Source organism: Streptomyces sp. NPDC002698 (genome assembly GCF_042888945.1).
Taxonomy (GTDB): Bacteria; Actinomycetota; Actinomycetes; order Streptomycetales; family Streptomycetaceae; genus Streptomyces.
On the sequence record NZ_JBIAQM010000013.1, the window covers coordinates 110,514 to 123,084 of the forward strand.

Below are 12,571 nucleotides of genomic sequence, written 5' to 3' on the forward strand. Positions count from 1 at the left end.
TAAACGCCAAGTTCGGCCAACTGCCCCTGTTTCATACCGCCATTGGTCGCACCTGTGGAAGATACGCCATTCGTGTGCGGGCCCTTGACCCTCTCCGCGCCCCCTCCTATGGTCGCGCTGCCCCCTATGACGTAGGACGTCGTATCTCCTGCTTCCCGGGCCGGCCGCACCGACCGCTCCACCGCCTCACCGGACCGCTCAACTGGACCACTCCTTGCTGGAGGAACCGTGCGCGACGTGAACCGCACTCCGGCGCCGCACCGCCGGTCGTTCCTGAAGTACACCGGGGCCCTGGGCGCGGCCGCCGCCCTCTCCTCGTCCCTGTCCGCCTGCTCGTCGGGGCCGGAGTCCACGAACGACACCGGCGGCTCGGGCGGCGGACAGAACGCCACCCTGACGGCCGTGATCGGCTACGGGAACGACGGAAGCTGGGATCCGACGCAGACCGCGTCCGCCTTCTGCATGGCCGCCAACAACCACATCTACGAAGGCCTGCTCGACACCGACCCGATCTCCCGCGAGCCCTACGCCGCGCTCGCCACCCAGGTGCCCGCCGACCTCACCGGCACGTCCTGGAAGTTCACGCTGCGCGCCGGTGCCACGTTCCACGACGGGAAGCCCGTCACCGCCGACGACGTGGTCTTCGTCTTCGACCGGATCCTCGATCCGAAGACCCAGACCCTCGCCAAGGGCTTCTTCGCGAGCTGGCTGAAGGAGGTCCGCAAGATCGACGCGCGGAACGTCGAGCTGGTCCTCAAGTTCCCCTTCCCGGAAGGGGTCTCCCGGCTCACCCTGGCGAAGATCATGCCCAAGCACGTCTTCTCGCGGCCGGGCGCCTGGGACGACGCGATCAAGGGCAAGGCGATCGGTTCGGGACCGTACCGGCAGACCGCGCACCACCCGAAGTCCAACACGACGTTCGAGGCGTTCGCCGCCTACAACGGGCCGCGCAGGCCCGCGTTCAAGAAGATGAACTGGCTGACCATAGTGGACGCCGCGCCCCGCGTCGCGAAGATCTCCGGGGCGAGCGCCGGGGCCCAGATCGCCGACAACGTCCCGTACGCCAACATCGCGCGGCTCCGCGAGGGCGGCATGACCGTCCAGGGCGGCGCCGGCATGAACAACCTTTTCCTGATGTTCAACACCCGGCACAAGCCGTTCGACGACGTGCGCGTCCGGCAGGCGCTGCGCTACGCCATCGACACCGGCAAGATGGTCCAGGTCGCGCTCAAGGGCCACGGGAAGCCGTCGAGTTCCTTCCTCAACGAGGCCAACCCCTCCTACCGGCCCGCGAAGACCGTCTACGCCTACGACCCGGAGAAGGCGAAGAAACTCCTGAAGGAGGCCGGGGTCAAGGGGCTGGAGATCGAGATCCTGTCGGTGAACGTGAGCTGGATCGTCGACTGCCTGCCGACCGTCAAGGCGTCCTGGGACGCGATCGGCGTGCGGACGACGCTGGCCCCGCAGGAGACCACGGCCGTGTTCACCAAGATGGACCAGAAGCAGGACTACCAGGTCGTCGCCGCCGCCTCGAACCCCAACCAGTTCGGCCTCGACGCCGACCTGATCATGCACTACAACTACGGCCCCCAGAACCTCTGGATGGGCTACGCCCGCTGGGCCGGCGACCCGGTCGCGAGGCAGCTCTTCAAGGACATGGACCGGGCGACCCAGGAACCGGACGCCGACAAGAAGAAGGCGATGATCCAGGACTACATCGACGTCGTCGCCGAACAGGCCGTGCTCTACCCGGTCGTGCACAACGAACTGATGACGGCGTGGAATCCGCGCCGGCTCGCGGGGATAAGGCCGCAGCCCTATCCGGGCATCAACCTGCTGCAAGCCAAGTGGGTCTAGGCGACAGGAGAGTCCGTACGTGGTCGCCATCGTCAGGATCCTGCTGCGCCGCGTCGCGCTGCTCGTGCCGCTGATGCTCGGGATCGTCCTGTTCGTCTTCCTGGTGATGCGGTTCTCGGACGTCGACCCGGCGTCCGCGTTCTTCCAGGGCGCCAACCCCACCCCGCAGCAGCTCCACGACTTCAGGGAACGCAACGGACTGCTCGACCCCCTGCCCGTGCGCTACTTCGACTTCGTGGCGGACCTGCTGCACGGCGACATGGGCACCAGCGCGCTCACCCGGGCGCCGGTCGTCGAACAGGTCACCACCGCGCTGCCGCTCACGCTCCAGCTCACCTTCCTGGGGCTCGGCATCGCGGTGGTGCTGGCGCTGCTCGGCGGGGTCACGGCCGCGATCCACCGCGACCGGCTGCCCGACCAGATCATCCGGGTGGTGTCCCTGACCGGGGTCGCCGCACCGGGCTTCTGGCTGGCCCTGCTGATGATCCAGTACCTCGCCGTCGACCAGGGCTGGTTCCCGACCGGCGGCTACATCAACCCGGCCGACTCGCTGACCGGCTGGCTGAAGACCATGGCACTGCCCGCTCTCGCGCTCTCCCTGCCGGTCGCGGCCCAGCTCACCCGGATCGTGAGGACGTCCGTGGTCGAGGAGCTCGACAAGGACTACGTGCGCACCGCGATCGGCAGCGGGCTGCCGCCCCGGGTGGTCGTCGGCCGCAACGTCCTGCGCAACGCCCTGATGAACCCGCTCACCGTGCTGGGCCTGCGGGTGGGCTATCTGCTGGGCGGGGCGGTCGTCATCGAGACGATCTTCTCGCTGCCCGGCATGGGCAAGCTGATGATCGACGCCGTGCAGAACGGGGACCCGGCCGTCGTGCAGGGCGTCGTGCTGACCACGGCCATCGGGTTCGTGGTCGTGAACCTCGTCATCGACATCCTGTATCTGCTGGTCAACCCACGGCTGAGGGAGGCGACCTGATGTTCACGCGGAAGGATCTCGCGGGGGCCCTCGCCCGGCCCGGCGTCCGGCTGCGCGGCTGGCGCAGGCTGCCGCCGCTGTCGAGGATCGCGGTCTGTTTCCTGGCCGTGGTGCTCGTGGTGGCGGTGTTCGCCCCGCTGCTCACCCCGCACGACCCGCTCGACCAGCAGCCGCAGACGGACGGCACCGGGCATCCCTCGGCGGACCACTGGATGGGGCAGGACAGCCTCGGCCGGGACATCCTGAGCCGGCTGATGTACGGGGCGCGCTGGTCCCTGGCCATCGGTCTCGGCGCCACCGCCCTGGCCCTGGTCGTGGGAGCACTGCTCGGCGCCCTCGCCGCGACCTCGCGCAAGGCGGTCGACGAGACGCTGATGCGCGCTCTGGACGTGGTGATGGCGTTCCCCGGCATCGCGCTCGCCGCCGTTCTCGTCGCCGTGTTCGGCGGCGGCATCACCGTACTGATCTGCGCGATCGCGTTCCTGTTCACCCCGCCCGTCGCCCGGGTCGTGCGGGCGAACGTCCTCGACCAGTACGGCGAGGACTACGTCACCGCCGAGCAGGTGATCGGCGCCCGCACCCCGCACATCGTGCTGCGGCACGTGGCCGTCAACTGCGCGGCCCCGGTCCTGGTGTTCTGCACCGTGCAGGTCGCCGAGGCCATCGTGTTCGAGGCCTCGCTGTCGTTCATCGGCGCGGGCGTGCGGCCCCCGGACCCGTCCTGGGGCAGTGTCATCGCCGACGGCAAGAACATGGTGCTGACCGGCGGCTGGTGGGCCACCGTCTTCCCCGGCCTGCTGATGCTGGTCACCGTGCTGTCGCTGAACATCCTCTCCGAGGGCGTCTCCGACGCGTGGGCCGCGCCGGCCGCCCGCGAGGTGTCCGTACCTCCCGCCGAGGACCGGCTGGAGGCCCCGGAGCCGGGCAGCGGCACGGTCGTCGAACTGCCGGGTCTGGCACGGGCCGCGGCCCGGCTGCGCGCGCGGGCCCGCCCGCCGGTCACGGACGGACAGCCCGTTCTCGCCGTCGAGCGGCTGGCCATCGGCTTCGCCGAACGCCACGGCGGTGTGGACATCGTCGACGGCATCAGCTTCGAGGTGTACCCCGGTGAAGTCCTGGGCCTGGTGGGCGAGTCGGGCTGCGGGAAGTCGCTGACGGCCCTGACGGTGATGGGCCTGGAACCCAAGGGCGCCCGGGTGCGCGGCCAGGTGCGGTTCCGGCAGCGGCAGCTGGTCGGTGAGCCGATGCGGGTACGGCGCCGGCTGCTGGGCCACGAGATGGCGATGGTCTACCAGGACGCGCTGTCGTCCCTGAACCCGGCGATGACGGTCAGGGCACAGCTCAAGCAGGTGATACGGCGCGGCGGCAGGCGCACGGCGGCCGAACTGCTCGCCCTGGTCGGCCTCGATCCCGAGCGGACCCTGCGCAGTTACCCCCACGAACTCTCCGGGGGCCAGCGCCAGCGCGTCCTGATCGCGATGGCGCTGTCCCGCGAGCCCGCGCTGATCGTCGCGGACGAACCGACGACCGCCCTGGACGTGACGGTCCAGGCGCAGGTCATGGAGCTCCTGCTGCGACTGCGGGCGGAACTGGACTTCGCCCTGGTCCTCGTCTCGCACGACCTCGCGCTGATCTCGGCGGTCACCGACCGGGTGGTCGTGATATACGGCGGCCAGATCGTGGAGACGGGGGTGACGGCGGACCTGGTGGAGTCCCCGGCCCACCACTACACGCGCGGACTGCTGGGCAGCGTCCTGTCCCTGGAGTCGGCGGCGGAGCGGATGACGCAGATCAAGGGGGTCGTCCCCTCCCCCGCCGACTTCCCGGCCGGCTGCCGGTTCGCCGACCGGTGCCCGATGGCGGACGAGGTGTGCCGGACGACGGCGCCGGACCTCGCCGGCACGCGCACGCACACGGCGGCCTGCCACCACCCGGCCGTCGACCTGGTGACCGCGGAGAGCGAGGCCGTGACGTGAGGACGCCCGACGTGAGGATGCCGCCGACGGGGACCGGGGCCGTCGCATGACCGCGCCGGTGCGGGAGGCCGAGGGCCGCCGGACGGACGCGCTCGTCCGGCTCACCGACGCGCATGTCGTCCACAAGGCGCGCAGCGGCGGTGTGTTCACCCGGGACCGGGTGTACGCGCTGACGGGCGCCGATCTCACCGTCGCGCCCGGCGAGACGGTCGGCGTCGTCGGCGAGTCGGGCTGCGGCAAGTCGACGCTCGCGAAGGTGCTGGTGGGGGTGCAGCGGCCGACCTCCGGCACGGTGACCTTCCACGGCCGCGACCTGTGGTCCCTGAAGCCGGACGAGCGGCGCACGGCCGTCGGCGCGAGCACGGGCATGATCTTCCAGGACCCCTCGACGGCCCTGAACCGCCGGCTGCCCGTGAGCCGGATCCTGCGCGACCCGCTGGATGTGCACCGGCGCGGCACGGCGGCCGAACGGGCCGACCGGGTCAAGGAGCTGATGTCCCTGGTCGGCCTGCCCCGGGCGCTCGCGGACGCCCTGCCCGGCCAGCTCTCCGGCGGTCAGCGCCAGCGGGTGGCGATCGCCCGCGCCCTGGCCCTGGACCCCGGCCTGGTGGTGGCCGACGAGCCGACGAGCGCGCTGGACGTGTCGGTGCGCGCGCAGATCCTCAATCTCCTCCTCGACCTGAGGGAACGCCTCGGCCTCGCCTTGGTGTTCGTGTCCCACGACATCCAGACGGTCCGCCGGATGAGCGACCGGGTGATCACGATGTACCTCGGCCGGATCGTGGAGGAGTCCCCGGCCGACGAGGTCACCGACCGCTCCCGCCACCCGTACACCCGGGCGCTGTTCTCGGCGACCCCGGGGCTGCTGGATCCGATCGAGCCGATCCCGCTGAGCGGGCCCGTACCCTCGGCGACGCGCCCGCCGAGCGGCTGCCCCTTCCGTACCCGCTGCTGGAAGGCGGACCAGGAGTGCGCGACCCGGATGCCGGAGTTCACGGCCGCGTCGGCCCCGGGTCACCGCTTCCGGTGTCACCATCCTGTCGAGGAGGGCCGGTCGACGCGCGCCCTGGTCGCGCAGGCCGAGGGCGCCGCGGAGGCCGCCGCCCCGGCCGACGTTCCGTTCCAGCAGCACATCAGGGAGCCTTGATGACCTTCCCCGCCCCGCTGACCGGTGTCGTACCGCCCGTCTGCACGCCCCTGACACCGGACCGCGAGGTGGACGTCCCGTCGCTCACCCGGCTGATCGACCATCTGGTGGACGGCGGGGTGCACGGCCTGTTCGTCCTCGGCTCGACGTCCGAGGTGGCCTATCTGACGGACGCGCAGCGCAGGCTGGTGGTGGAGACGGCGGCGGGGCACGTCGCCGGTCAGCTCCCCGTCCTGGCCGGTGCGATCGACATGACGACGCCCCGCGTCCTGGACCACGCGCGCACCGCCCGTACCGCCGGCGCGGACGCGATCGTCGTCACGGCCCCCTTCTACACCCGCACCCACCCCGCGGAGGTCGACCGCCACTTCCGCCTCGTCGCCGCCCGCGCGTCGCTCCCCGTGTTCGCGTACGACCTGCCGGCCTCCGTCCACACCAAGCTGAGCCCCGAGCTGGTCCTCGGACTCGCCGCCGACGGTGTCCTGGCCGGTCTCAAGGACTCCAGCGGCGACCTCGGCGCCTTCCGCACGGTCGTCACCGGCGCTCGTACGCACCCCGGTGTCGACGGCTTCACCGCGCTCACCGGCTCCGAGGTGGTCGTCGACTCGGCGCTGGCCCTGGGCGCGGACGGCGTGGTCCCCGGCCTGGCCAATGTGGACCCGGCGGGCTACGTACGGCTGTACGAGCTGTGCGCGGCGGGCGACCGGGAGCGGGCACGGGCGGAGCAGGAGCGGCTGTGCGAGCTGTTCGCCATGGTGGGCGTCGGCGACCCGGCCCGGATGGGCGGCAGCTCCTCGGCCCTCGGCGCCTTCAAGGCCGCGCTGTCCCTGCGGGGTGTCATCGCCTGCCCCGCGACGGCGGAACCCCAGGTGCCGCTGTCGCAGGGCGAGGTGGAGCGGGTCGGGAAGTACCTGGCGTCGGCGGGCCTGCTCTGAGCGCCGTCCCCGGGCCGTCCCGCGGGCTGTCCCGCGGCCCGCCGGGCACCGCGCTACCCGAGCAGCCCGCTGAGCGGCAGCCGCCGGAACTCGATGGTCTCGTACGGGCCCGCGTCGCCGGTCTCGTAGAGGATGCCGACCCGGAGGGCGCCGAGCTGGACGAGGTCCGAGTAGGCGGCCCGCCGCGTGGACAGGGTGGTCGCCTTCTCGAAGGTCACGCCGCCGGTCGTGCTGCGCCAGACGGCCATGGACTGGCGGACGGTGGGGACGGAGGGGCCGGAGAAGAGGAGCGGGGCGAAGCGGCCGGTGAGCTGGAGGACGCTGCCCTGGACGACGGGGACGTCGTTCAGGGCGGGCTGGACGGCGAAGGGGCGGTCCAGGGTTTCGGCGCCGTCGCTCGAGTAGGAGTCGAGGCGGTTGCCGGTACTCGTGCCGTTCTGGTCGCGCGAGGTGAAGTAGAGCCGCCCGTCGGGGAGTTCGGCCACCGAGCTCTCGTTGGCGTTGTCGAGCCCGTCGTAGGAGTCGTCGACGAAGCCGAGCCGCCAGGTGAGCCCGCCGTCGTCGCTGTAGAGCGCGTGCGCCCCGTAGTACTTGGACTCCTGGCCGGTGTCGGCGGACCCGGCGGGCGGGGCGGCGGAGTGGTTGGCGGGCACGACCAGGCGCCCCGCGTGGGGTCCGTGGCGCAGGGCGATCGCGTGGCCGGGCCCGGTGGCGTACCAGCGCCAGTCCGGCAGCTTCGCCTGGTCCGTGATGTCCCGCGGGGCGGTGAAGTGCCGCCCGTCGTCCCGGCTGGTCTGGACGAAGACGCGTCGGCTCTGCTCCGCCGTGACCTCGCCGCGCATGATCTGCGCCTCGGTCACCGCACCGCTGTTGTAGGACGTGAGCAGGACGATCCGGCCGGTCCGGGGGTCCACCACCGGCGCCGGGTTGCCGCGGGTGTCGCCGCCCCCGGACGCGACGACCCGGGTCGGGCCCCAGGTGCAGCCGCCGTCGTGGGAGCGCCTGAGGACGACATCGATGTTCCCGGTGTCGCCCGCGCCGCTGTGCCGCCCCTCCGCGAAGGCGAGCAGTGTGCCGGCCCCGGTCGTGACGGTCGCCGGGATGCGGTAGGTGTCGTAGCCGTCCTGGCCCGCGGTGTACGGGACGGAGGTGGCGCAGCCCCCGCCGCCCCGGGGCGCGGCCGAGGCGGCGGGGCCGGTGGCGGCGAGGGCGGTGAGGGTGGTGAGGAGTCCGGTGGCGGCGAACGCGACCATGCGGCTCATGCTGGCCATGACACTCCCTGGACTACGTCGACCGCATCGACTGGATCGACCGCGTCGACTTCATCGGACATGGAACATGGAACATGGGACGTGGGATGTCCCGGTGAACCTAATGTGCCCCGGGAGCCGCGGCAATACCCGTGTTCCCACGGCATGCTGAGGTGCCGTCAGCTCTTCGCACCGCGCCGTGGGCGGCCGCCGCCGGATCAGGCGCGGCCCGTGTCTCCCGGGGTCACCAGGCCCGACTCGTACGCCACGATGACGAGCTGGGTCCGGTCGCGGGCGCCGAGCTTGCCCATGATGCGGCTGACATGGGTCTTCGCGGTGAGCGGGCTGAGCCCCAACGCCGCCGCGATCTCGGTGTTGTTGAGGCCGCGCGCGACCAGGGCGAGCACCTCGCGCTCACGCTCGGAGAGCCCCTCGGGACCGCCCACCGCGAGCGCGGGAGCGGAGGGGGCGCGCAGGAAGCGGGCGACCAGGCGGGCGGTCGGGCCCGGCGAGAGCAGCGCGTCCCCGGCGGCCACCGTGCGGATCGCGTCGAGGAGTTCGGCGGGCCGGGTGTCCTTGACCAGGAAGCCGGAGGCGCCCGCGCGCAGCGCCTCCACGATGTGCTCGTCGGTGTCGTACGTGGTGAGCACGAGCACCCTGACCCCGGTGAGGTCCTCGTCGGCCGCGATGAGCCGGGTCGCCTCGATGCCGTCCAGGTCGGGCATGCGGATGTCCATCACGACGAGGTCGGCGCGCCCGGTGCGGGCCAGTTCCACGGCCTCCCGCCCGGTGGCCGCCTGCCCGACCACCTCCATGTCCCGCGCGGTCTCCACGAGCATGGCGAACGCGGCCCGCACGAGGTTCTGGTCGTCGGCGAGGACCACACGGATGGTCATCGGACCCCGCCCTCGCCCGGCCCGGCCACGACCGCGGGACCGCTGTCACCGACGGATCCGGGATCCCGTACGGGACCGGAGGCGGCCGGCGCTCCGAACGGGTCCGCGCTGTCCGCCGGTGTCCGGTGCCGCTCCGGCCGCTGATCGGGCACCGTCGTGCGCAGGGGCAGTACCGCCACCACCGCGAATCCGCCTTCCTCCCGCGTCCCGGTCTCCACGGTGCCGCCCACACTGCGGGCCCGCTCCCGCATCCCCACCAGGCCGAAGCCGGGCGGGCCGCCCGTGTCGCCCATGCCGTCGTCCGTGACCCGCACGCGCAGCGCCCAGCCGTCCGTGTCCAGGTCCACGCGGACGCTCGCCCCGGGACCCGCGTGCCGTACGGCGTTGGTCAACGCCTCCTGGACGATGCGATAGGCCGCGGCGCCCACGGCGGTGGGAACCCCGTCGGCGCCCACCGCGGACGACGCGTCCACGTTCGTGCCCGCCGAACGTGCCGCCGCCACCAGATCGGCCACCGCGTCGAGGCCGGGCAGCGGTCCCCGGCCGTCGCCGCCGCCGTGCTCGGAGTCGCGCAGCACCTCCAGCGTGGTGCGCAGTTCGCCGCGCGCGGTCCGGCAGGTCCCGGCGATGTCGTCGAGTGCCCTGGCGACGGCCGTACGGTCCAGGCGGTCGGGGTCGGCGGCCAGGACGTGCGCGGCGACGGAGGTCTGCACCCCGATCAGGGTGATGCTGTGGGCGAGCAGGTCGTGCAGGTCCCGGGCGATGCGCAGCCGCTCCTCGGCGACCCTGCGGCGGGCCTCCTCCTCACGGGTGCGCTCGGCGCGCTCGGCACGTTCGACGACCGAGGCGAGGTACTGCCCGTGCACCCGGACGTACACGCCGAGCACGATGAACGCGACGATCCAGCCGGTGATGCGCAGCGCCTCGGCACCCTCGGAGGCGCCCTGCCCGAACTTGACCGCGAGCATGATGCCGATGACACCGGCGCCGATGACCAGGGAACGCAGCGGGCGCCCCGTGACGGCGACGGTGAACAGCGCGGTCATCGAGACGAGCAGCGGCGCTTCGTGGTCGAAGTCGAGCGCGTGGTACGGCCCTACGCAGGCGACGAGCGCGAGGAACGCGGCGAGCGGGGCGCGCCGCCGCCAGACCACCGCGACGTGCGCGGCGATCAGCAGGGTCCAGCCGAGCGCGTCCGGTCGCCGGCCGTCCATGGGCACGGTGAGCGTCACGGCGCTGTCGAGGATCAGCAGCAGGCCCGCGAGGAACGCGTCCTGGCGCAGGACCCGCGCCGGGTCGACGTTCCCCCGGTGTCCGAAGCCGGTGAGGTGCAGCATGCGTTTGACGTCCACCGCATCATCTTCCGTGAGGGGGCGCCCCCGCGGGAGGCGGGGGCGCCCGATGTCGGTCGTCCGGTGTGCGGGTCAGCCGACGGGGACGGGTTCCTGGCTGCCGGCCTGCTCGGTGTCCGGCTCGCGGGAGAGGGCGCCCGGCCACCACACCTTGCGTCCCAGTGCCACGCTCGCGCTGGTCACCAGGTACGTGCGGACGAGGAAGGTGTCGAGCAGCACCCCGACCGAGATGACGAAGCCGAGCTCGATGAGCTGGAGGAGCCCCATGTTCGTGAGTACCGCGAAGGTGGCCGCGAGGACGAGGCCGGCCGAGGCGATCACGCCCCCGGTGGCACGCAGCGCGGTGAGCGCGGCGGCGGCCGGTTCGGCGCCGGACAGGGATTCCTCCCGCATCCGGTGCATGATGAAGATTCCGTAGTCGACGCCGAGGGCGACCAGGAACACGAAGGACAGCAGGCCGAGGCCGGGATCGGTCCCCTCGAACCCGAGCAGCGGGCCGAAGACGAGGCCGCCGATGCCGAGTGCCGCTCCCCACACCGCGATGACGGCGGCGACGAGCAGCAGCGGCGCCACGAGCGAACGCAGCAGCAGGATCAGGATCAGCAGCACCGAGACGAGCACGATCGGGACGACGACGAGCCGGTCGCGGGCGTTGGTGTCCTGGAGGTCGATCTGCTCGGCGCTCGGGCCGCCGACGTACGATCCGCGGAGGTCCGCCCGCAGGGACTTGATCGTGGCGGTCTCGGCCGCCGACTGCGGGGCGCCGCGCGCGATGACGGAGATCTCCGTCCAGCCTCCGCCGCTGCGTCCGCGTTCGGCGCTCGCGACCCCGGTGTGCCCGCGGGCGGCGGACAGCGTCGTGTCCGCCCGTCCGGTCGGGGTGATCACGGTGATCGGCTGGGTGCCCCGCCCGGGGTAGGCGCGGGCGAGCGTCTCCATGGCGGTGACCGAGTCGGGCCGTTGGGCGAAGGAGTCCTGCTGCTTGAGCGGTCCGGGCAGGTTCAGGGTGCCGAGGGCGAGCGCCCCGAGCAGGGCCGCTCCGCTCGCCAGGACGACGAGCGGCCGGCGTCCGGCCGAGGACCCCATCGCGGCGAACAGGCTCCGCCGCTGTTTGGGCTCGGAGCCGTGGACGGGGACGAGCGGCCAGAACACCCGGCGCCCGAGCAGGACGAGTACGGCGGGCAGCAGGGTCAGCATGGCGACGAGGGCGCAGAGCACCCCGACGGTGCCCGTCGGGCCCATGCCCCGGCTGCTGTTGAGGTCGGCGGCGAGCAGGCACAGCAGTCCGGCGGCGACGGTGCCGGAGGAGGCGAGCACGGCGGGCCCGCAGCCGCGCAGGGCCTCCTTCATCGCGTCGTAGGGCCGTTCCACGCGCCGCAGTTCCTCCCGGTAGCGGGAGATGATCAGCAGGGCGTAGTCGGTTCCGGCGCCGAAGACGAGGATCGTCATCACGCCCGAGCTCTGGCCGGAGACGCTGGTGCCGAACGCCTGGTGGAGTCCGTAGGCGACGCCCATCGACAGATAGTCGGCGACGCCGGCGACGGCGAGCGGTACGAGCCACAGCAGCGGACTGCGGTAGATGAGGATCAGCAGGATCGCCACCACGGCGACGGTGGTGTAGAGCAGCGGTCCGCCGAGCGAGTCGTACACCTCGCCGGCGTCGGTGGCCAGCGCGCCGGGACCGCCGACGACGACGTTCATCCCGTCCGTCGGCCGGGCCACGTCACGGACGTCGTTCACGAACGCGTCGCGCTTCTTCTCGTCGGTGCCGGGCGCGTTGCTGGCGACCGGGTACATCAGGGTGCTGCCGTCGTCGGACGGCACGGCACGAGGGGTGCCGGTGAGCGGGTTCGCCCGGGTGATCGCGGCGACCTGGCGGGCAGCGGTGTCCCGGTCGGCCGGACGGAGCCCCCCGTCGCGGTGGTAGACGAGCACCAGCTCGGTGGTCTCGCCGCCGGGCAGTCGGTCCTCGATCTTCGCGACCCGGGTGGAGTCGGCGCTCGACGGCAGATAGTCGACGGCACGGTCGTGCTGCACGTCGGACAGCTTCGCCGCGAACGGGCCGACGACGGCCAGCAGCCCGATCCACAGCGCGAGCACCGCCCATGGCACGGCCCGTCGCCGCGACCGCGTACTTGTCTCTTCGGCCCCCATGGACAGGGCCTCCCTTCGGTCCGGT

Annotated in this window: 9 protein-coding genes; 5 read left to right on the forward strand and 4 right to left on the reverse strand. The window is 72.5% G+C overall.

Going from position 1 to position 12,571, the window contains the following annotated elements; genetic code table 11:
* Positions 1-228: 228 nt before the first annotated feature.
* Genes ACFYW9_RS20260 through ACFYW9_RS20280 form a run of 5 tightly spaced genes read left to right on the forward strand, consistent with a single transcriptional unit; the run spans position 229 to position 6,894 of the window.
* Entirely contained in the window at positions 229-1,857 is a 1,629-nt protein-coding gene (locus tag ACFYW9_RS20260; RefSeq protein WP_389151946.1) for an ABC transporter substrate-binding protein, read from the forward strand.
* Between the two features lie 19 nt (positions 1,858-1,876).
* A complete protein-coding gene (locus ACFYW9_RS20265; RefSeq protein ID WP_328452685.1) occupies positions 1,877-2,836 on the forward strand; it encodes an ABC transporter permease in 960 nt (319 codons plus the stop codon).
* The gene (locus ACFYW9_RS20270) at positions 2,836-4,812 is read left to right on the forward strand and encodes a dipeptide/oligopeptide/nickel ABC transporter permease/ATP-binding protein (RefSeq protein WP_389151950.1); all 1,977 of its coding nucleotides are present in this window, start codon (positions 2,836-2,838) and stop codon (positions 4,810-4,812) included. The genes ACFYW9_RS20265 and ACFYW9_RS20270 overlap by 1 nt, the downstream gene beginning before the upstream one ends.
* Before the next feature lie 46 nt (positions 4,813-4,858).
* Positions 4,859-5,959 carry an oligopeptide/dipeptide ABC transporter ATP-binding protein gene (locus ACFYW9_RS20275; RefSeq protein WP_389151953.1) on the forward strand — a complete coding sequence of 367 codons (1,101 nt, stop codon included), beginning with the start codon at positions 4,859-4,861 and terminating at the stop codon, positions 5,957-5,959.
* Positions 5,959-6,894: a dihydrodipicolinate synthase family protein gene (locus ACFYW9_RS20280; RefSeq protein ID WP_389151956.1), complete on the forward strand. Its 936-nt coding sequence runs from the start codon at positions 5,959-5,961 to the stop codon at positions 6,892-6,894. Before ACFYW9_RS20275 ends, ACFYW9_RS20280 begins: the two co-directional genes overlap by 1 nt.
* A gap of 53 nt (positions 6,895-6,947) precedes the next feature.
* Here ACFYW9_RS20280 and ACFYW9_RS20285 read toward each other — a convergent pair whose 3' ends face one another.
* The 4 genes from ACFYW9_RS20285 to ACFYW9_RS20300 form a co-directional block, all read right to left on the reverse strand.
* Positions 6,948-8,165, reverse strand: coding sequence for an exo-alpha-sialidase (locus tag ACFYW9_RS20285; RefSeq protein WP_389151959.1), 1,218 nt, complete (start codon positions 8,163-8,165; stop codon positions 6,948-6,950).
* A 197-nt stretch (positions 8,166-8,362) separates the two neighbouring features.
* Positions 8,363-9,040, reverse strand: a complete 678-nt coding sequence (locus tag ACFYW9_RS20290) for a response regulator (RefSeq protein ID WP_389151962.1) — start codon at positions 9,038-9,040, stop codon at positions 8,363-8,365.
* Positions 9,037-10,377, reverse strand: coding sequence for a sensor histidine kinase (locus ACFYW9_RS20295; protein WP_389152185.1), 1,341 nt, complete (start codon positions 10,375-10,377; stop codon positions 9,037-9,039). The genes ACFYW9_RS20290 and ACFYW9_RS20295 overlap by 4 nt, the downstream gene beginning before the upstream one ends.
* Before the next feature lie 87 nt (positions 10,378-10,464).
* Positions 10,465-12,546, reverse strand: a complete 2,082-nt coding sequence (locus ACFYW9_RS20300) for an MMPL family transporter (RefSeq protein WP_389151965.1) — start codon at positions 12,544-12,546, stop codon at positions 10,465-10,467.
* Positions 12,547-12,571 lie beyond the last annotated feature (25 nt).

Excerpts from the sequence above, each read along its gene's own strand:
- ACFYW9_RS20290 (WP_389151962.1), bottom strand. The coding sequence starts at position 9,040 with ATGACCATCCGTGTGGTCCTCGCCGACGACCAGAACCTCGTGCGGGCC.
- ACFYW9_RS20300 (WP_389151965.1), bottom strand. The coding sequence starts at position 12,546 with ATGGGGGCCGAAGAGACAAGTACGCGGTCGCGGCGACGGGCCGTGCCA.
- ACFYW9_RS20275 (WP_389151953.1), top strand. The coding sequence starts at position 4,859 with ATGACCGCGCCGGTGCGGGAGGCCGAGGGCCGCCGGACGGACGCGCTC.
- ACFYW9_RS20270 (WP_389151950.1), top strand. The coding sequence starts at position 2,836 with ATGTTCACGCGGAAGGATCTCGCGGGGGCCCTCGCCCGGCCCGGCGTC.
- ACFYW9_RS20280 (WP_389151956.1), top strand. The coding sequence starts at position 5,959 with ATGACCTTCCCCGCCCCGCTGACCGGTGTCGTACCGCCCGTCTGCACG.
- ACFYW9_RS20285 (WP_389151959.1), bottom strand. The coding sequence starts at position 8,165 with ATGGCCAGCATGAGCCGCATGGTCGCGTTCGCCGCCACCGGACTCCTC.
- ACFYW9_RS20295 (WP_389152185.1), bottom strand. The coding sequence starts at position 10,377 with ATGCTGCACCTCACCGGCTTCGGACACCGGGGGAACGTCGACCCGGCG.